This is a genomic window from Streptomyces sp. NPDC030840 (assembly GCF_055572015.1).
Genome location: NZ_JBVIEE010000025.1, coordinates 104,534 through 123,539, shown reverse-complemented (window position 1 = coordinate 123,539; position 19,006 = coordinate 104,534). Strand labels below are relative to the sequence as shown.

The 19,006-nt window shown below is 68.2% G+C and carries 19 protein-coding genes and 2 pseudogenes; 12 read left to right on the top strand and 9 right to left on the bottom strand.

The annotated features are described in order from the left end of the window. The first annotated feature begins 35 nt into the window (after positions 1-35). The 3 genes from ACZ49J_RS37580 (at position 36) to ACZ49J_RS37570 (ending at position 2,727) form a co-directional block, all read left to right on the top strand. Entirely contained in the window at positions 36-1,079 is a 1,044-nt protein-coding gene (locus ACZ49J_RS37580; RefSeq protein ID WP_467450586.1) for an NAD(P)-dependent alcohol dehydrogenase, read from the top strand. Between the two features lie 352 nt (positions 1,080-1,431). Next, positions 1,432-1,815, top strand: a complete 384-nt coding sequence (locus ACZ49J_RS37575; protein ID WP_467450583.1) for a VOC family protein — start codon at positions 1,432-1,434, stop codon at positions 1,813-1,815. A 99-nt stretch (positions 1,816-1,914) separates the two neighbouring features. Further along, complete coding sequence (locus tag ACZ49J_RS37570; RefSeq protein WP_467450582.1) at positions 1,915-2,727, top strand: MBL fold metallo-hydrolase; 813 nt, start codon at positions 1,915-1,917, stop codon at positions 2,725-2,727. 96 nt (positions 2,728-2,823) lie between these two features. On the opposite strand, the gene ACZ49J_RS37565 is transcribed toward ACZ49J_RS37570, so the two are convergent. From ACZ49J_RS37565 to ACZ49J_RS37555, 3 genes are all read right to left on the bottom strand, one after another. Further along, positions 2,824-3,054: a helix-turn-helix domain-containing protein gene (locus ACZ49J_RS37565; RefSeq protein WP_467450580.1), complete on the bottom strand. Its 231-nt coding sequence runs from the start codon at positions 3,052-3,054 to the stop codon at positions 2,824-2,826. Further along, the gene (locus ACZ49J_RS37560) at positions 3,054-3,551 is read right to left on the bottom strand and encodes a DUF2975 domain-containing protein (protein ID WP_467450579.1); all 498 of its coding nucleotides are present in this window, start codon (positions 3,549-3,551) and stop codon (positions 3,054-3,056) included. The genes ACZ49J_RS37565 and ACZ49J_RS37560 overlap by 1 nt, the downstream gene beginning before the upstream one ends. A gap of 66 nt (positions 3,552-3,617) precedes the next feature. After that, positions 3,618-4,076: a DUF4291 domain-containing protein gene (locus ACZ49J_RS37555; protein WP_467450578.1), complete on the bottom strand. Its 459-nt coding sequence runs from the start codon at positions 4,074-4,076 to the stop codon at positions 3,618-3,620. 154 nt (positions 4,077-4,230) lie between these two features. On the opposite strand from ACZ49J_RS37555, the gene ACZ49J_RS37550 reads away from it, so the two are divergent. Together ACZ49J_RS37550 and fxsT are read left to right on the top strand one after the other, a co-directional pair. Then, positions 4,231-4,614 carry a hypothetical protein gene (locus ACZ49J_RS37550; RefSeq protein WP_467450577.1) on the top strand — a complete coding sequence of 128 codons (384 nt, stop codon included), beginning with the start codon at positions 4,231-4,233 and terminating at the stop codon, positions 4,612-4,614. Positions 4,615-4,802: 188 nt separating this feature from the next. Beyond that, complete coding sequence (fxsT, locus tag ACZ49J_RS37545; RefSeq protein ID WP_468351686.1) at positions 4,803-7,172, top strand: FxSxx-COOH system tetratricopeptide repeat protein; 2,370 nt, start codon at positions 4,803-4,805, stop codon at positions 7,170-7,172. A gap of 160 nt (positions 7,173-7,332) precedes the next feature. Here fxsT and ACZ49J_RS37540 read toward each other — a convergent pair whose 3' ends face one another. Further along, a complete protein-coding gene (locus ACZ49J_RS37540) occupies positions 7,333-7,746 on the bottom strand; it encodes a hypothetical protein (RefSeq protein WP_467450570.1) in 414 nt (137 codons plus the stop codon). 258 nt (positions 7,747-8,004) lie between these two features. Between ACZ49J_RS37540 and ACZ49J_RS37535 the strand changes: the two genes are divergently transcribed. After that, a complete protein-coding gene (locus tag ACZ49J_RS37535) occupies positions 8,005-8,919 on the top strand; it encodes a phosphotransferase enzyme family protein (protein ID WP_467450568.1) in 915 nt (304 codons plus the stop codon). A 3-nt stretch (positions 8,920-8,922) separates the two neighbouring features. On the opposite strand, the pseudogene ACZ49J_RS37530 reads toward ACZ49J_RS37535, so the two are convergent. Continuing rightward, positions 8,923-10,299: pseudogene (locus tag ACZ49J_RS37530) on the bottom strand (sporulation protein). A gap of 208 nt (positions 10,300-10,507) precedes the next feature. On the opposite strand from ACZ49J_RS37530, the gene ACZ49J_RS37525 reads away from it, so the two are divergent. After that, positions 10,508-11,062 (top strand): ATP-binding protein, encoded by a 555-nt coding sequence (locus ACZ49J_RS37525; RefSeq protein ID WP_467450567.1) that lies wholly within the window; start codon positions 10,508-10,510, stop codon positions 11,060-11,062. Positions 11,063-11,393: 331 nt separating this feature from the next. Further along, complete coding sequence (locus ACZ49J_RS37520) at positions 11,394-11,693, top strand: hypothetical protein (protein ID WP_467450566.1); 300 nt, start codon at positions 11,394-11,396, stop codon at positions 11,691-11,693. A gap of 410 nt (positions 11,694-12,103) precedes the next feature. Here ACZ49J_RS37520 and ACZ49J_RS37515 read toward each other — a convergent pair whose 3' ends face one another. Continuing rightward, positions 12,104-12,883 carry a GntR family transcriptional regulator gene (locus tag ACZ49J_RS37515; protein WP_467450564.1) on the bottom strand — a complete coding sequence of 260 codons (780 nt, stop codon included), beginning with the start codon at positions 12,881-12,883 and terminating at the stop codon, positions 12,104-12,106. A gap of 174 nt (positions 12,884-13,057) precedes the next feature. On the opposite strand from ACZ49J_RS37515, the gene ACZ49J_RS37510 reads away from it, so the two are divergent. The 4 genes from ACZ49J_RS37510 to ACZ49J_RS37495 all read left to right on the top strand — a co-directional run bounded on the left by ACZ49J_RS37510 (position 13,058) and on the right by ACZ49J_RS37495 (position 16,565). Continuing rightward, positions 13,058-13,414 (top strand): SCO3933 family regulatory protein, encoded by a 357-nt coding sequence (locus ACZ49J_RS37510; protein WP_467450562.1) that lies wholly within the window; start codon positions 13,058-13,060, stop codon positions 13,412-13,414. Further along, positions 13,414-14,718, top strand: coding sequence for an FtsK/SpoIIIE domain-containing protein (locus tag ACZ49J_RS37505; RefSeq protein ID WP_467450561.1), 1,305 nt, complete (start codon positions 13,414-13,416; stop codon positions 14,716-14,718). The genes ACZ49J_RS37510 and ACZ49J_RS37505 overlap by 1 nt, the downstream gene beginning before the upstream one ends. Beyond that, positions 14,715-14,912 carry a hypothetical protein gene (locus tag ACZ49J_RS37500; RefSeq protein ID WP_467450560.1) on the top strand — a complete coding sequence of 66 codons (198 nt, stop codon included), beginning with the start codon at positions 14,715-14,717 and terminating at the stop codon, positions 14,910-14,912. Before ACZ49J_RS37505 ends, ACZ49J_RS37500 begins: the two co-directional genes overlap by 4 nt. Before the next feature lie 294 nt (positions 14,913-15,206). Continuing rightward, positions 15,207-16,565 (top strand): replication initiator, encoded by a 1,359-nt coding sequence (locus ACZ49J_RS37495; protein ID WP_467450640.1) that lies wholly within the window; start codon positions 15,207-15,209, stop codon positions 16,563-16,565. 180 nt (positions 16,566-16,745) lie between these two features. Here the strand turns inward: ACZ49J_RS37495 and ACZ49J_RS37490 are convergent, their stop codons facing one another. The 3 genes and pseudogenes from ACZ49J_RS37490 to ACZ49J_RS37480 all read right to left on the bottom strand — a co-directional run bounded on the left by ACZ49J_RS37490 (position 16,746) and on the right by ACZ49J_RS37480 (position 18,951). Then, complete coding sequence (locus ACZ49J_RS37490) at positions 16,746-18,260, bottom strand: recombinase family protein (RefSeq protein WP_467450558.1); 1,515 nt, start codon at positions 18,258-18,260, stop codon at positions 16,746-16,748. Positions 18,261-18,278: 18 nt separating this feature from the next. Beyond that, positions 18,279-18,431: pseudogene (locus ACZ49J_RS37485) on the bottom strand (DUF4291 family protein); the annotation flags it as partial. A 55-nt stretch (positions 18,432-18,486) separates the two neighbouring features. Beyond that, positions 18,487-18,951 carry an SRPBCC family protein gene (locus tag ACZ49J_RS37480; protein ID WP_467450556.1) on the bottom strand — a complete coding sequence of 155 codons (465 nt, stop codon included), beginning with the start codon at positions 18,949-18,951 and terminating at the stop codon, positions 18,487-18,489. Positions 18,952-19,006 lie beyond the last annotated feature (55 nt).

Genomic DNA, 19,006 nt, shown 5'->3' with positions numbered 1-19,006 from the left:
CGGGCGCAAGACGACCTGCTAGGAGAACCCCCGGCATGACCACCACTGTCGCCGCATACGCCGCCCCCGCGGCCAAGGCTCCGCTGGAGCGCACCACGATCGAACGCCGCGCGGTCGGTGAGTTCGACGTACTGATCGACATCAAGTTCGCCGGAATCTGCCACTCGGACATCCACCAGGCCCGTGAGGGCTGGGGCGAGGCGATCTTCCCCATGGTGCCCGGGCACGAGATAGCCGGCATCGTCTCCGAGGTCGGCTCCGGTGTGACCAAGTACCGGGTCGGCGACCGCGTCGGCGTCGGCTGCATGGTCGACTCCTGCCGCGAGTGCGAGAACTGCGAGGCCGGCCTCGAGCAGTACTGCGCCAAGGGCAACGTGGGCACCTACAACGCCCTCGACAAGAACGGGGAGCCGACCTACGGCGGCTACTCCGAGAAGATCGTCGTCGACGAGGCCTTCGTCGTACGGATTCCCGACGGCCTCGCGCTGGACGTGGCCGCGCCCCTGCTGTGCGCCGGCATCACCACCTACTCCCCGCTGAAGCGCTGGAACGCAGGCCCCGGCAAGAAGGTCGCCGTCCTCGGCTTCGGCGGCCTCGGCCACATGGGCGTCAAGATCGCGAAGGCGCTGGGCGCCGAGGTGACGGTCCTGTCCCAGTCCCTGCGCAAGAAGGACGACGGGCTGCGGCTGGGCGCCGACCACTACTACGCGACCAGCGACCCGAAGACGTTCGAGGAACTGCGGGGTTCGTTCGACGTGATCCTGTCCACCGTGTCCGCCCCGCTGGACCTGGACTCCTTCCTGTCCCTGCTCAAGACGGAGGGCGCCTTCGTGAACGTCGGCGCGCCCGAGGAGCCCGTCGCGCTCAACCTCTTCTCGGTGATCGGCGGCGGCAAGACCCTGGCCGGCTCCATGATCGGCGGCATCCGTGAGACCCAGGAGATGCTGGACTTCTGCGCCGAGCACGGCCTGGGCGCCGAGATCGAGCTGATCGAGGCCTCCGAGATCAACGTCGCGTACGAGCGGGTGCTGTCGAGCGACGTGCGCTACCGCTTCGTGATCGACACGGCGACGATCTGACGGTCGCCTGCGTGTTCGGTGAGGGCCGGAGCCGGTGACACGGCTCCGGCCCTTCGTTGTCAGTGTGCCTTGCGGCCGCGGTGGCCTTGCGGCCGCAAGGCCACCGCCTTCTTGCCGGACGCGGACCCGGACGCAGGCGCGAAGTGGTGGGCGGCACACGTCCTGAACCTGCCCCCCCACGCCGACCCCGGGCAGGGGCGGGCCCAAGGCAGCCATACCCTGGCTGTCCGCTCACTGCCTAGGACCCGAGGCCCGGTCCAGGAGACGGAAGGGACGGGGTCGAAGGACGGATGGTGTCGGCCGGGGGCGGCTGCCTAGCGTGGGAAACGTCCCGCGTCGAGGAGGTTTCGCCATGTCCGTCGAGCTGAACCACACGATCGTCGCCGCCCGTGACAAGAAGGCGTCCGCCCAGTTCCTCGCCGACATCCTGGGGCTGGAGGTGGGTCCCCAGTACGGTCCGTTCATCCCGGTCGAGATCCCCAACGGCGTGACCCTCGACTACGCGGACTCGTCCGGGCCCATCACGCCCCAGCACTACGCCTTCCTGGTCTCGGAGGCGGACTTCGACGAGATCTTCGCCCGCATCCGGGCCGCCGGCCTCACCTACTGGGCGGACCCGTACCACCGCCGCTCGATGGAGATCAACACCAACGACGGCGGCCGGGGCGCCTACTTCGACGACCCGAACGGCCACAACCTGGAAATCCTGACCCGCCCGTACGGCAGCGGAGGCTGAGGGCTCCGTCAGGATGCGGTGACCGAGGGATGGGCCGACGATGGAGGAGGCAACCAGGCCGCGGCGCGATCACCAACCCAGGGGGGCCTGAGGTGTGTCATGCCCGTCCACAAGGTCCGTCCGGACATCAGTGTCCTGACCGACAACCTCGATGTGCCCGGAATCGGGCACATCCCGGTGAACGCATTCGTGCTGCATGCCGACCAGCCCGTCGTCGTCGACACCGGTCTCGGACTGCCCGACCGGAACTTCCTGGAGAGGGTCGCCGACGTACTGGATCCCTCCGATGTGCGCTGGATCTGGCTCACCCACCCGGACCGTGACCACACGGGCGGGATCTTCGACCTGCTGGCCGAGGCGCCGGAGGCGCGCGTCGTGACCACCTTCGTCGCGGCCGGAATCATGTCGTGCGAGCATCCGCTGCCCCTCGACCGCGCGTACCTGCTCAACCCGGGGCAGTCCCTGGACGTCGGTGACCGTACCCTCACCGGGTTCAGGCCGCCGCTCTTCGACAATCCGGCCACGGTGGGCTTCTTCGACAACCTGTCGGGCACCTGCTTCAGTTCCGACTGCTTCGGAGCACCGCTGCCCACCGCCGAACTCGCTGAGGCCGAGGACGCCCGCGAGGTCGGTGCCGAGGACCTGCGCTCCGCACAACTCCTGTGGGCCACGGTCGACAGCCCCTGGGTGCAGAACGTGGACGTCGAGAAGTACCACGACAGCTTCCAGCCGCTGCGGGACAGAAAGCCCGACCTCATCCTCTCCACCCACCTGCCCCCGGCCGCAGGCATCACCGGCGCGATGCTGGACACCCTGGGTGCCGCCGCCGGCTCACCCCCGTTCGTCGGTCCGGACCAGGAGGCCCTGCAGCAGCTCCTCTCCACGTTCGAGCCCAGCGCGGGCGGACGCTGACGGGTGGTGATGACGAGTGGACGCTGACGGGGTGGGCGATGACGGGTGGGCCCTGACGGGCGGACTCTGTCCGTCGTCAGCCGTCGTCAACCACCGTCAACCATCGCCGTCGGCGCCCTCGTCGTCGGGCACCCAGCGCAGAACGTCACCGGGCTGACAGTGGAGCGTGCGGCAGATCGCGTCCAGCGTCGTGAAGCGCACGGCCTTCGCGCGGCCGTTCTTCAGTACGGCGATGTTGGCGGGTGTGATGCCGACGGCATCGGCGAACTCGCCCACCGACAGGCCGCGCCTGGCGAGCTGGAGGTCGAGGTCGACGATGATCGCCATCACACCACCTCGGCGATTTCGGTCTGCAGTTCCGTCGCCTTGTGCAAGAGGCTGCGCATGATGACGATCAGCATCGCGAACGCCGTCCCCACGCCGACGCTCGCGACGGCGGCCGCCAGCGCGCTGATGACGTCCATACCGTCGTCCGGAGAGGGGATCTCGGCCAGGGCCAGATGCCCAGTGACCCCGATCGCCAGCACGGTCGCCACGACCGAGGCCCCGATGATCGTGTCGACCCACCGGAAGGCTCGCGGTGTGAAGATCGCATCGCGCTCGACCATGGTGAGCAACATCCAGGTGGCGACGAGCGCGACCTGTACACAGGCGACACCGATGATCGCCACCGTCACGTAGGGCGTGGCGAACGGCGCGTAAGGGGGGAACCGGTCGACCTCATCGGCTGCCGCCGACGGGATCACCACGATCTGACCGAAGAGCCCGAACAGGAACGCAGCCGCGATGCCGACGCGGAGCGCGCCGATGTAGAAACGATGCATGCATCGATTATCGATCGATTCCTATCGAATATCAATAGGTGAGGATGCCGGTCGACGGGACCCGCGTCACGCACGCAGGTGGGCCAGTAGTTCGTCTCCGGCGGGGTAAGGACGCTCCGGGGGCAGCAGCCGGGACGCGGAGTCGAGGTCACCGCCGCTCACGAGCGCGTGGATTTCACGGGCGAGCGGGGTCACGTCGTTGATGGCGACCGTCCATTCGTCCGCGTAGCGTCGTACGGCCTCAGCGGAGAGCCCCAGTTGCAGCGAGCGGTACGGCAGGGGCCGCAGGCGCAGATCCCGCTCGGGGTCCCACTGGATGCGAGCGGGCGCCCGCTTGAGCTGGTGCTGCCATGCGACGCGGTCGGGGTGCACCCCGTGCACATAGCTCGACAGGCACGCGTGGCGCAGCGCCCACTCGAAGCCGTCACGCGTGATCTCAACGGCCAGGACGGTCTCCTGGCCTGCCTTCGTTCCCCAGCCGCAGCGGTACATCATCCATAGGAACGACGGCTTGATCCAGGTCAAGCCATGTTCACAGTCCTTTTTGCAGCATCGGCTCAATGCGGCTTGCCGCGCGGGCTCTGGATCATTGGGGCACAGCGCGGATGCATGTGTTCTGTTGCATATCAGTTGCCTGAAAAGGGGCTTGCGGGCGTGATGGTTTCGGAATCATGCCTGCATGACTTTGTGGCAGGTATTGCGCTGGGTGGGGGCTGCTGTCGGCCTGGGCGCTCTGATCGTGTTCTTCGCCCTGCTGGGGCTGGATCGGGCAGATCAGTTGAGCAGCGTGCTGAGTCTGTTCTTCACAGTGGCCGGGTTCGTGCTGGCGGTGGTGAGTCATCTGCAGCAGCAGCCTGCGAATGGGCCCTCGCCTGTCGCCCGTGGGGGGTCGATCGCCTCGCGTGGACGTGTGCGCGGTTCGAAGGCCATCGATACCGGTTCGGGTTCCGCTCCGTCCGGCTGGTCGCCTGCGCCGCCGGGAGGGACGGGACCGTCGGCCGACAGTGGATCGATCGCGGCAGACGGCGACGTCCGGGATTCCGAGGCCCGGCGGGGTTCGTAGTGGGCCGCCGGAAACCGAGCCGCACAAAGCGCGGCGGTGGCGCACCGGGCCTGTCGGCCGACAAGGGCTCGATCGTGGCGGGCCGGGATGTCAAGAGCGCCACGTCGTTCCATACGCACAACACGGTGTTGCCTACGGGAGCGCTGAAGAGCGCGCCGAGGGTGAAGGCGCCGACAGGCCTGAGCAATATGCCGCGGCCGCATGGGTTCGTCGGACGTGATCGCCAGCTTGCCGCGCTGGATACGGCGTTCGCCACGTCGGGGGAAGTGGTCGTACAGGCCCTTCACGGCTTGGGAGGGGTCGGCAAGTCCACGCTCGCCGCTCACTGGGCCAGGACACGTTCACGGAGCTCCCCGCAATGGTGGATCACCGCTGAGTCGCCCGCCGCTCTGGACTCCGGGCTGGCGGATTTCGCGGTCGCCCTTCATCCCGTTCTCACAAGTACGGAGATGGGAGCCGATGATCTACGAGAGTGGGCCCTGTTGTGGCTCGCTGCCCACCGGAACTGGCTCATCGTGCTGGACAACGTCAACGACCCCCAGCATGTCCGTCCGGTCATCGAGCGGGCCGGTCACGGTGGACGCTTCCTCATCACCAGTCGCCGTGCCACCGGCTGGCACCAGCTGTCCTCCACCGTGCCCCTGGACGTCCTGGAAGAAGCGGAAGCCGTCGAGTTGTTCACCCGCATCCTCAACCACGAGAAGCAGCGGGACAGTGACGGTGCCGCCGAGGTCTGCGCGGAAGTGGGCTTTCTGCCCCTGGCGGTGGAGCAGGCAGCCTCGTACTGCGCCGAGACCGGCGTCTCCCCACGCGCCTACCTGGACCTGCTCACCAGCAGGCCGGCCGAGATGTTCGCCACGACCGCGGAAGACGGGGACGCGGACCGTACGATCGCCCGGATCTGGAGCATCACCCTGGACCGCCTCAAGGACACACCGCTGGCGGGAGAGGTACTGCGGGTACTGGCCTGGTACGCCCCTGACGGCATCCCCCGCAACCTCCTCGACGATCTTGCCTACCCATCCCTACTACGCTCGAGAGTCGCACAGCTGCAGTCTCAACGCGCGCAGGGGGTCACCGGGCGGCGTCTCCGGCTTCTTGAGCTCACCCTCTCCTACATGGAGAAACTCGCTGACCCTCAGGCGCTGAACACGGCCATCGGCAGACTGGCCGCCTACAGCATGATCAGCGAACAGGACGGCACCATCACCGTGCACCGGCTGGTCCAAGCCCTCGCCCGGACACCCGATCCCAAGGATCCTCACCGCCGCGCCAAGGACATCACAAACGCACAACGGGTAGCAGCGAACGCCTTGGAATCCCGCCTTCCCACAGATGCTTATGACCCTGGTACCTGGCCGACATGGCATGCCTTGCTGCCCCATGTCATCGCCCACACCGATCACACCCCGCCGGAATCGGAGACCGCCACCACCGCCCGGCTTCTGAGGGACGCGTCGGAGTTCCTCCGCCAGCAGGGAGCCGTGGCCCGTGGCACAGCCGCCGGAAGTCGCGCAGCCCACATTCACGAGCGCCTGCTGGGGAAAAGGCACCGCGCCACCCTGACCAGCCGCAACAACCTCGGCCGCGCCTACCAGGACGCCGGGGACCTCAAACGCGCCATCCCCCTGCTCGAGTCCAACCTCGCCGACACCGAACGCATCCTCGGCACCGACCACCCCCACACCCTGATCCACCGCGACAACCTCGGCCGCGCCTACAAGGCCGCCGGGGACCTCAAGCGCGCCATCCCCCTGTTCGAGTCCAACCTCGCCGACACCGAACGCATCCTCGGCACCGACCACCCCAACACCCTCACCCACCGCAACAACCTCGGCCGCGCCTACCAGGACGCCGGGGACCTCAAACGCGCCATCCCCCTGCTCGAGTCCACCTTCGCCGACACCGAACGCATCCTCGGCACCGACCACCCCCACACCCTGATCCACCGCAACAACCTCGCAACCGCCTACCAGGACGCCGGGGACCTCAAACGCGCCATCCCCCTGCTCGAGTCCAACCTCGCCGACGCCGAGCGCATCCTCGGCACCGACCACCCCCACACCCTCACCCACCGCGACACCCTCGCTCGCGCCTACAAGGCCGCCGGGGACCTCAAGCGCGCCATCCCCCTGTATGAGTCCAACCTCGCCGACACCGAACGCATCCTCGGCACCGACCACCCCAACACCCTCACCCGCCGCAACAACCTCGCAACCGCCTACAAGGCCGCCGGGGACCTCAAGCGCGCCATCCCCCTGTTCGAGTCCAACCTCGCCGACACCGAACGCATCCTCGGCACCGACCACCCCGACACCCTCACCTACCGCAACAACCTCGCAACCGCCTACAAGGCCGCCGGGGACCTCAAGCGCGCCATCCCCCTGTTCGAGTCCAACCTCGCCGACACCGAACGCGTCCTCGGCACCGACCACCCCGACACCTTCACCTACCGCAACAACCTCGCAACCGCCTACAAGGCCGCCAAGGGAACCCATGGGCGGTTTGGAAGAACTCGTTCAGGACTACAGCAGCGCCGCGGAGCAGATACCTCCTGAGGCCCGCGCCCTGGAAAGTCCCCCATGGATTGAGGCTGTGAACGCGGCTTGATGGCCAAGATCAAGGCTCGTTCACAGACCTTTTACGATCGGCTCATCCCTGACCAGGGTTCGTCCGACGGTGCCTGCCGGCCTGCAGCCCTGTGCGAGACAGCAAGCATCACGGCAGGTAATAGGCGGTGTACTGGGCGGAGTGTTCCTCGACGGAGAAATCCTCGAAGTCGCCAACCGTCTCAGAGTGGAGCAATCTCTGCAGTGCTGCTTCCGCCTCCGGCAGACGCTGGCGCGCCAGGTACGCCTTGGTCCTGGCCAGTCCGCTCCCGCACAGCAACTGGATGTCGATCGAACAGTCGGCGTCCATGCTGGCGGACTTGCCCTTCCAGATGAGTAGTACGTCGTCCAGAACTCCGGCGTTGAACAGTTGAACGCAGCACAGTTTCATCAACTCCGTGTCACCGCCCCCCTGTGCATGCTGCTCCAACCGGATGTGAACGGTGAGCAGTCCGCGAACCTCGTCAAGGCTCGCACCAACAGGGTGCAGGCCGTAGCGGTGGAGGCTCTCGTCTTCGTCCATCACCATGGTCTTTCTGCGTGGGCGTCCGCCGTAGGACCAGTGTCCTAGATCATGCAGTAACCAGCGCAAATCCGAAACATCGATAAAAGGTTCGACTCCCTCGGGTAGTCGCCCCAGGCTCGATCTCATCCCTGTCACCCTGGCGTAGACAACTGAGCCTCGTTCAGTACGGTCGTCGTTGTGTCCGGCGCGCCTCGGGTTGGTCACCCGTGAACGTGCGCTGGTTGATCGCGTGCGACTAGGGGAGCTGGTACGGGCATGGCGGTTGGCGCTGCTCGATCGGAAGAGGGGTTTACGTCGGCGAGGGCTGCGCGGGTGATGGTGGCCGCGTGCCGGGCGGCGGGGCTCGACGACACCGGGGCGGAGTTAATCCGGCTCGGGGAGAACGCGTTGTTCCGGCTGGCTTCGGCCCCGGTTATCGTGCGGGTGGCTCGTGGGCGTGAGTGGTTGTCCAAGGCGCGCATTGAGGTGGCCGTTTCGAGGTGGCTGGCAGCAGAGGGAGTCCCTGCCGCACGCATCGTTGAGGATCTTGAGCAGCCGCTCGTGGTCGATGGTCACCCGGTGACGTTCTGGCATCTGATCGTTGAGGGAGACCGGAAAGCTACCTACGGTGAGTTGGGCGGTGTGCTGCGGGATCTGCACTCCCTGACCGTGCCAGATGGTCTTGAGCTGCCCTCGTTCGATCCCTTCGACAAGCAAGAGCTGCGGATGGACCGGGCGGTGATCCCGGAGGATGACAGGGTCTTCTTGCGGAAGCGGTGGCGGGAGCTGCGGGACAAGTACGAAGAGCTGCGCTTCGAGACACCGAAGGGGCCCGTGCACGGTGACGCCCACGTGCAGAACCTCATGGTGGATGACCGCGGGCAGGTGATCCTGATCGACTTTGAGGCCTTCTGTTACGACCATCCGGAGTGGGATCTGATGGTCACAGCTGTTGAGCACCACAGCCTCGGGTGGCAGACGGACGAGCAGTATGCGGACTTCGTGGCTGCGTACGGGCGGGATCTGTACGACTGGCCCGGGTACGAGACACTGCGTGGCCTGCAAGAGTTCGGGATGACGACGTGGCTCATGCAGAACGTGCAAGAGGACGAGGGGACGGCGGAGGAGTACCGCCGGCGTATCGCCGGGCTGCGCAACGATCATGCGCCTCGGGACTGGCGGCCCTGGTAGCTGCTACTCCTCGTCGTCCTCCAGGCGGGTGAGTGCGTCGCGTACCCGGTCGTTGAAAGCGGCCACGATCGGGTTCGCCGCGTGGGCGCTCACCTGGGCCTGGAAGTCGGTGATGTAGCGCTGGAAGCGTGTCGACTGGAGGGAGTCACCGCCGTCCACGGCCAGGCTGGCTGTCGTGACGGCGGCTTCCAGTTCGCCGTTGAGTAGCTGACTCTGGGCGAGCACCATGCGGCAGAACCCCAGGGTGCGGGCGTACTTGGGGTCGGTGCTGTCCACGGCTCGCTGTGCCTGCTCGACTGCTTCGCGGCGCATCTTGAGGTCGCGGAAGCAGTGGCAGAGTTCGCCCATGAGTTCCGCCTCGTCGAAGTAGCTCAGCCATGCGGGGTCGTCGGCGGTGTCGGCGCGCTGGAAGTGGCGTTCTGCTTCGTTCATGGCGCGGCCCGCTGCGATCGGGTCGCCTGCGTGGGAGAGGGCTCATGCCTCCATGGCCGAGTAGTTCGCCATGGCGCGTGGGGTGGCCCGGCCCTTGGCGCCCTCGACGGCGGCGCGGGCGAGTTGGATAGCTTGGGTGTGGTTGCCGAGGTAGTTGGCCTGGTGGCTGAGGTTGCCGAGGATGCGTGAGCCGAACATGCGGTCGTCGATGACCTGGGACAGTCGCAGCGTGGATGTCAGGTAGCGGTGTGCGAGTCGGTGGTTTCCGGTGTCGTAGGCGGTCCACGCGAGCAGCTGGGAGACTTCGGCGGCGGCGCCGAACAGTGCGGTGCCCACCTTCTCGCTGTAACTGGCGTCCAGCAGGGGCAGGACTTCGTGGCGGAAGTAGTGGCGCAGGGCCTTGTGGCCGTGGCCTCCGCCGTATTTGAAGTCGAGTTGCATGAACATGCTGGCGGCGTCCCGGATGGCGCGTACGTCGCGCATGCCGACGTGTTGGTGAGCGGGCCTGTCGGCCTGGATGCCGTCGGGTCTGCCGATCATCCATGACAGGACTGCCGAACTGAGGTCGGCGTCTGCGATAGCCAGTGGCTTGGTGGCGGGTGCCTCGGCTCGTTCGTCGGCGAGTGCTGCCAGTGTGGACAGTACGTCGGGGACGGTGCTCGGGTATCCGATCGGCTGGGGAGCGGCCGGGCGGGAGGTCTTGAAAAAGCCGAGATCGCCGGGTGTGATGTGGCGGCCCAGTTTGGTGCTGAGGACGTCCGCCATGATCGCGGCTGTCTGGGGCTGGATGCCCGCGCCGTCTCGCCATCGCTGGACGGCGACGTGAGTCGTCCCGAGGGTGGTGCCGCGTTGCGTGGCGGCGTCACGCATGCGTTTCGCGAGTCCCTTGTTCGAGACGTTCGCTTCGTCCATGACGGCGATTAAGTGCGCGTTCGGCTCTCGGTTCATGCTCCCCTGCCAACCCGAGACTGACGGCGAGTGCTCATCCTGTCACAGCAGTGTCGCCCTGAGGGGGTTCATTGGTGAACCCCCTTTGCGTTTGCCAGTGTTCACGTGAACCCCCTGGTGAACGCTCCCGGTTGGCTCTCCTACGCCGTTCACTGGTCGGCACAGATCGACGGGCTACCGGGCTCGTCGGGGCTCGGGAGGGATCGCGGTGGAAACGCAGCAGAGCAAACGCTCGGCGAACGCCTCGGCGGCGGGTGCTCCGCCCCGCTCGGTGCATGATCCGGCGAACGGGCACTTTCGTGCGCTGACGCTCTTCGCGGAGTCGCCGGACTGCGCCAAAGCGGCGCGGGACATGGTCGGCGCCTACCTGCGGACCTGGGGTCTGGCGCATGCGGTCGACGCTGCGCAGCTCGTTGTGTCGGAGCTGGTGGGCAACGTCGTGCACCATGCGGTGCCGGATGCCGTGCTCGCCGTGCCCGGTGCCGCGCGGAGTATCAAGGTCTCGCTGATGACGTACCCGGAACTGCTGGTCATCGGTGTGGCGGATGAGGACTCGACTCCGCCTGAGCTGGCGGCCGGTGAGTTCGTCTCACCTGAGCTGGCGGGTGACTTCTGCGAGGCGCTGTTGCCGGACCGGGGGCGTGGGCTGCTGATCGTGCAGCGGCTGGCCGATGCGGTGTGGTGGTCCCCGGCGGTCAAGGGCGGCAAGACCGTGTGGTGCCGCTTCGACCTCGAACGGTTGTGGGCCGAGTACTCGGCCTGAACAGGCGCCGGGCCACTGTGCCGGTCGGCTCCTTCGCGATCAGGAGCGGACGGTGACCCGGACACGGCCGGACTGACCTATCCGGCCAAGGGGCGCGGCTCCCAAGGTCCGTATCTCGGGGGCTCCCCTCCCGAGTGGGGGCCGCGCCTACAACCTCATACCGAGACCGGGCCACCCCGTCAGCCCTGGAAAGCGAAGGGTGGCCCGGCAGGGGACGCGACGGTCCCCGGTGCCTGATGGTACCGGGGTCGTCGCGTTGCGTCGCCTTGGGTCCCTTACAGGCAAAGGGAGTTGACGACTCGTTATCTCGGGAAGGGCTGAGGTGGACGCGGTGGCTGGCGCGGGTGAGGACTGGCTGAGCGGTGGGCTCGACGGCATCGCGGGCATGGACTGGGGTCTGTGGGTGCCTGGTGTCGACTACGTGGCGGGGTGGCGGGTCGCGCGGGAGGCTGCCGACCGGATGAACCGGGCACTGATCAGTGCGGGGTTCGAGCTGTCGGAGGTTCGGGCGATCGCCTCGACGGATGAGCAGGGGCGCGGTGTCGTACGCCTGGCGGGCTGGCCCGGTGCCATGGACCGGCTTGCCGGACTCCTGGAGGCACTGGCTGACAGTGACGGCGGTGCGCGGTGAGGGGTCTTCTCGCTGGTGAGCGGCGCGGGTGGACACGTCGCCGGCTGGTGAGACTTTGGGCGGTAGCTGCCATGGGGCGAGTGAACAGGGGGCCCTACGCTGGCCCGGCGAATCGGGCAGGCATGTGCCCTGCCCGCGGTTGTGCCCGATGGGCCCCCTGTTCTTCGAGGCTCGCCCCATGGGAGCTGCCTAAAGTCTCGGAGGCCGTCGACCCCCGGCCCACCACGCCCCGGCCTGCGGCGGCCGGACGTCGCCTCGCCTGCTGGGGTGTGCTGCGGGTGGGGGCGCTGGCCGTCCGGACGGGACCGGCGCTCACGCCGCACGCCCGGCCGGGGCGGCCGGGCGTCCCGGCGCGCCGCAGGCGCGCCCTTGAGGAAGTGAAGGGCGTTTCGACCGATGCCGGTGGCCGCTCAGGTGCGGGTGCGTTGCGCGGGCTGCTGGTCGGCGGTGATCCGGTAGGTGAGTTCGGCGCGGTCGGCGCCGATGCGGAGTTCTTCGAGGATCAGGGGCCGGTCGTCGGTGTCGTGGGTGACGTGGGCCAGGTGCAGGATGGGTGTGGCGTCGGGGAGCTGGAGCGTGGTGCGCTCGTCGGGCAGGGGCATGCGGGCGCGTACGGTCTCCGACCAGGTGAGCTGGTGGCCGTCCTGGGTGAGCAGCCGGTAGAACGCTGCCGGGCGCCTGCACGGCTCCTCGGCCAGCAGGGGGATGCTGTCGGCGACGGCGAACGGGATCAGGGTGCGGTGCATCGCACGCGTGCCCGTGCCCGGGTCGAAGAGCAGCCGGTCACAGCCGAACAGCGCTTCCTCCTCGCCGAGTTGGAGGAGTCGGCCGGTGGCCTTGGTGGCGTGGGTGCGGTAGGTGCTGGGCTTCTCGGCCTCCTGCCACACATCGCCGTTTGGCATGACGAACTTCCCGTCGGTGGTGCGGCTGATGCTGCGCTCGATCGTCAGGGCGGGCTGTCCGGCGGAGCGCACGAAGCTTCCCTTGCCGTGGCGGACGTCGATCAGTCCTTCGGCGCGCAGGGCCGCGATGGCGTTGCGGACGGTGGGGCGCGAGACGCCGTAGCGGGCCATGAGCTGGGCCTCGGACGGCAACAGGGAGTCGGGGGCGAACTCACCCGACAGGATCGCCTCGCGGATGGCGGCGGCCACCTGCTGGTAGAGGGCTCCGGGGCGCTGGATCTCCGTCATCTCGGCATCTCCGACGAGTCTAGGTCATAGGCACGTCGCACACGCGACATCACTCGTCAGCATAAGTAGTTGCATCCTCGCTGTACAGCACCCCACACTCATAACTCGTTATGACAAGTGACGTCCGGATGAGATGTCGGGCGTTCCAACCAACAGGCCAGGGAGGCCAATCACATGCAGTCCATTCCCGTGGACACGGCGCGGCTCGGCGTACTGCGGTGCGCCATCGCGCCCGAAGTGAAGCTCAGCAACCCCGAGACACAGGAGGTGAAGAAGGACCGGGACGGCAACCCGGTCTGGACCGTGGCCGTGACCGTGCGGCAGGACCGGCGGCGGATCTCCGTCATCGAGATCGCCGTGAGCGGTGAGCCCAAGGGCATCGAGGAAGGACAGATCGTCAAGGTCACCGGGCTGACGGCGTTCGCATGGTCGATGGGCGACCGGCACGGCGTCAGCTTCCGCGCCGACGCCATCACGCCCGTGCAGACCACTGCCGCGACCGGCGGGGCGGGCAAGGGCGGTGGTGCCTGATGAGCCCCGTCCTGCTGGCCCTCGGCCTGGCCGTGCTGGCCTGGCTGCTGGTGGTGGGTGACCTGCTGCGGCGACACCGCCCCCTCTGGCACTGGTACCTGGCCGGCTATCCGGTAACCGCGTGCCGAGTGGTGTTCACCTGGCGCAGGGTGGCGGTGCTCAACGACCTGGCGATCTCCCGGCGTCCGCCGCGCGGACTGCTCGGGGACGTGCTGGTCAAGGGCGATCCGCTGCGGCCGGTGGCACCGAAGACCTCGTTCCCGCGGGCCACCCGCACCGGATTAACGGTGGTCGTGCGCCTGCACCCGGGGCAGACCCCGGCCACCTATCTGCAGGCGGCCGATGCCCTGGTGCACGCCTGGAAGGTCCACGCCGTGCGGGTCACCTCACCGCAACGGGGCCTGGTGCTGCTGACCGCGACGGCCACCGATCCGCTGCAGCGGCCCGGCCTGGCCACCGCACCCACGATGCTGATGTCCGCGCTGCTGGGGGTGCTGGAGAGCGGCGGGGCGTGGGTGGTGAACCTGCGGCTGGTGCCGCACTGGCTGATCGCCGGGGCCACCCGCTCGGGCAAGTCCACCCTGCTGGCCCGGCTCGTCACCCAGCTCGCCCCGCAACCGGTCGCCCTGGTCGGCATCGACTGCAAGGGCGGCATGGAACTCGGCCTCTTCACAGGACGGCTCAGCGCACTGGCCACCTCCCGAAGGGAAGCGGTCGCCATCCTGGCGGCGCTGGTGGTCGAGATACAGGACCGGATGGCGGCCTGCCGGGCGGCCGGGGTCCGCTCCATCTGGGAGCTCCCGGACAAGCAGCGGCCGGTACCGGTCGTCGTGATCGTCGACGAGATCGCGGAACTGTACCTGTCCGACGGCACCCGCGACAGCAGAGCGGAAGCCGAACAGTGCTCCACCCTGCTGCTGCGGCTCGCGCAGCTCGGGGCCGCGCTCGGCCTGCACCTGGTCGTCGCCGGGCAACGCGTCGGCTCCGACCTGGGCCCCGGAGTCACCGCGCTGCGCGCCCAGCTCGGCGGCCGGATCTGTCACCGCGTCAACGACCCCGGCACCGCCGAGATGGCCCTCGGTGACCTCAACAAGGATGCCGTGGCCGTCGCTCAGGCCATCACCGCAGACGAACAGGGTGTGGCCGTCTGCACCGGCCCGGACGGCGGCTGGAACCGGGCCCGCTCCCACCTGACCACGACCGAGGAAGCGGTCTCGACGGCCCGCAAGCACACCGGCATGACCCCTCACCTGCCCGCCCTGGACCGCGCCCTGGCGGCGCTGGAAGAAGGAGACGACAAGTGATCAGCGAGGGTACGGCGTTCACGTTCGCGGTGATCTTCGGAATCATCACGGTTCTTCTGGTCCGCTCCCGTGACGTGCGGGCCTGGGAAGCGGTCTGCGTCGGCCTGTTCGGCCTCTACCTCGGCCAGACCCCCGTCCTCTACACCATCCACGGCCTCGTCACGTGGATGATCAACGGCTTCTCCCACACCTGAGCAGAAGGGACACACCTATGCCGATGCCTCGTGTGAGGTGCCCCCACTGCAAGGGCGACGGGGCCCGCAAGACCTGGACCGGACGGCTCCGCCGCTGCCGCATCTGCCGGGGAACCGGCACCATCCGCTGAACCATCCCGCCCCACCTGACCAGCAAAGGAGCAATCCCATGACCCACCACCCGCCAGCAACCCACCCCCGTGCCGCTGCGGCGGCCCACCCCGGAAGGTCACCACCATCACCCCGGAACACACCCCGGCTAGCAGGCGCGCCGAACTCGACCGCGCGGCGCGCCTGCGTCAGCTTTCCGACACCGACCGCGACGCCATCCGCCTCGCCCAAGACCCCCAATACGCGCGCTGGCTGGCACAGATCACCGCAACCGGCGGCTGCGCCCACCCCATCCACCTCTCCGGCTCCACCACCACCCTGGACACGGCGACCGGCGAGATCATCCGCCGCTACGACACCCGCACCGAACCCGGCGAACGCCTCCTGGTCCGCTGCCGCAACCGGCGCGCAACCGTCTGCGCCCCCTGCTCCCGCCTCCACGCCGGGGACACCTACCACCTGGTGCGCGCCGGACTCCTCGGCGGCAAGAACATCCCCACCACCATCCGCCACCGTCCCCGGCTCTTCGTCACCCTGACCGCACCCTCCTTCGGCCCGGTCCACCGTGCCGGGGAGCGCTGCCACCCCCGCCGTGACGGCGGCGCCTGCGAGCACGGCCGTCCCCTCGGCTGCGGCGCCCTCCACACCCCGGACGCTGTGGCCGTCGGCCAACCCCTGTGCGCCGACTGCTACGACTACCCGGCACACATCCTCTGGCACGCGCACGCCGGTCAGCTCTGGGACCGCTTCGTGATCGGCGTCCGCCGCCACCTCGCCACCTCGGCGGGCCTCGTCCAGTCCCGCTTCCCCGACCACGCCCGTCTGTCCTTCGCACGCGTCGCGGAGTACCAGAAGCGGGCAGCCGTCCACGTGCACGCGGTCATCCGCATCGACGGACCGGCCGGACCGGACGACGAACCCCCCGCCTGGGCCACCCCCGACCGCATCGCGGACGCCGTACGCGCCTCCGCAAGCCGCGTCCTCGTCCACACCCCCCACAGTGCCGCCATCGGGGAACTCACCCTCCGCTGGGGCGCCCAGATCGACACCCGTCCTCTGCACGCCGACGGCGACGGACCGGACGATGACGCCGTGGCCGCGTACGTCGCCAAGTACGTCACCAAGGGGGCCAGCGAGACCGGCGCCGGCACTGACTACAAGCTCGCCACCTGGGACGACATCGGCGCGACCCGCGTCACGACCCATGTCCGCACCCTCATGCGCACCTGCTGGCGCCTCGGCGCCCTACCCGAGTACGAACCCCTGCGCCTGCGCGCCTCGGCCCACACCCTCGGCTACCGGGGCCACATCCTCACCAAATCCCGCGCCTACTCCACCACCTACGCAGCGCTCCGCGCCGAACGCGCCCACCACCTCGGCCACACCGAGATGCCCGGCACGGTCACGGAAGCCCACTGGCGCTACGTCGGCTCCGGCCACACCCCCGGCGCGGCACTCATCGCGGCCGGAATCGCCGAAGACCTCGCCACAAACCGCGAGATCGCACGGAGCGAAGCCCACGGCTTTGGAGCGGGCCATTGACCAAGTGCGACCGTGAAGCGGAGAAAGCCCGGCACTTGGAACGAGTATGCGGACAGTTCTCCACCAAGATCGGGCCGAAGTCAGCGCAGCGTCTGGCCCGTCTCCTGGCACGCCACACCAAGGGCCAAACCGAGTGAGACAGAACAAGGGGCCCAAGAGGGCCCCTCGTCCGGCGGCGCATCAGAACCAGATGGGGTTCTGCTCGATGTCGATCCTGCCGTAGTCGAACTGGCGGCCCTTCTTCGTCGCTTCCTTGATCTTGACGGCGGCGAACAGGAACCGCATGACCGCGTTCATGCGCTGGTAGTCCTCCGCCTCTTCCAGCGCCTTCCAACTCTTACGCGCGTTGGGCCCCACCAGGCCGTCCAGGACCTCGGCCGTCGGACGCACGATCAGCTTGCGCTCGATCTCCGCGATACGCGCCTCGACGGTCTTGCGCATCTCGCGGTATTCCCGCGTCTTCAGCTCCTGGTTCTCCCACATGTCCTTGAGCTCGTCGAGTTCCCGCCGATCGGCCTCAATGGCCTCCTGGTCCTCCTCCGACAGCGTGGACGGCGACGGCGCCTCGGTGAGGTCGAGACGTTCCAGAAGATTGACCGCGGCCTCGGTCACGAACTCCTCCAGAAGCGGGGCGGAGATCGCCCTGTTGCAGCGCCGGACATCGAGCCGGTGACTGTGGTTGCAGACGTACTTGGCTCCGGTTCCCCCCGACCCACCCATGACCTTGCCGCATCCCGTGCACGTGACCACGCCGCGCAACAGGTAAAATCTGGTCGACTTCTCCCCCTTGGTCGCGGCGGCCCTGTACGTGCGGCGCTCCCGTACCTCGTTCCACATCCCCCGATCGATGATCGCGGGCCATTCCCCATCGCCGATCTCCTCACCCCGGAACACGCGGATCCCGGCAACGTGTCGATTGTCCAGAAGATCGCGCACTCGCGGCGCGGTCCAGTTCCGCCCCTCGGCGGTCGTCTCGCCTCGCTCGTACAACTCCTTGGCCAGTTGAACCGGGCTCACACCGTCGAGATAGCGGGTGAAGACCTCCCGCACGATGGCGGCTTCTTCGGGAACGACCTGCATACCGGTCTTGTCGTAGCCATAGCGGCGTCGGCCGGTGTGCGGCCTTCCCTCCTGGGCCCGCTCGACCATGGAGTCGACGAGTCGACGCGACGTGTCGTCACTGGACCGGCACGCGTGCGCCACCTCAATCCGCAGGAAAAACCGGTCGTCGGGATCTGCGAGATCACGCCGGTTAGCCTGGCCGTGCAACGTGATGTCGTAATCATCGGCGATCTGCAGCAGCTCTTCGAGATCGCGCGGCTGTCGCATCAGCCGGTCCGGGTGGTAGGTGAGGACGTGGCGGACACGGCCCTTGCTGGCCTCGGCGAGTAGCGCGTCCCACCCGGGCCGCTTGCGCTTCCGCTGCCATGCCGACCGGTTGTTGTCCACGAAGACCTGGTCCTCGGCGACAACGAGCCCGAGGCGTTCGGCCACATCACGGCAGATGCGCTCCTGGCGCTCCACACCGGTCTGGTCGTCATCGTTCACGTGGGAAATCCGGCAGTAGATCGCTGCGGACTCCCCCGTCCAGTCGGTACGGCGCTGCTTGGTCCGCTGTGTACCGGCTGCCTGCTTGGCCCGGAGGGCTCGCCGTAACCGGGCGTCTGCCTGCTGCTTGCTGTGGTCTTCAGTCATGGAAAAAGACTATGAGCGCGGCTTGGTCCACGTCATACGGTCCCGCTTCCACCCTGCGGGAAAGCGTCCCTCCCGGACCGCCGGCAGGCCGATGGCAGGGGAGTACGCCTGGTAGACAGTGATCGTGGATGCCGTGTGGACCGCGCGTATCCGGCGTTGTGGTTCTTCCATGGCCGACAGCGTGCGCTGTGGCGGAGCCCGCGGCCACTGAATTCCGGGCCGCGGGTCAGTCGCTGCGGCCCTCGACCGCCGAGGCGACGTCCTCGAGATCCTTCGCGATGGCCTTGCGCACTGCCCGTGCGCCCAAGCCGCCGAGGATCTTGGCGAGCAGGCCTGTGACGCCGCCTGGAGTCACGGCGCTGAACGTCATGCGGATGGTCGTCGTCGACGGGCTGTCCGCCCGCAGCAGCCACTCCGAGACGTAGCGGGTGCCACGCGCTTGCGCCTCCACGACACAGCGTGCGGGTGGCTCGCTGGCGGTCACCCACATCTCCTCGGTGGCGTCCTTGCCGAACATGCGCCGGGTCTCCCGCCACCGCGTGCCGACGTCGAATGCCCCGTGCGTGAGGACCTCGACCTTCGAGACGCCGCTGAGTACGCCCTCCATGCCCTCGAGGTCGGTCAGGGCGGCCCACACACGCCCCTGCCCCGCGGCGATGCGTCGCTCCACGACGACGCTCCTGCTGGTCATGCCACCCATGAAAGCACCCGGCCCCGACAATCGCGTGGCACCCGCTACGGCGGGC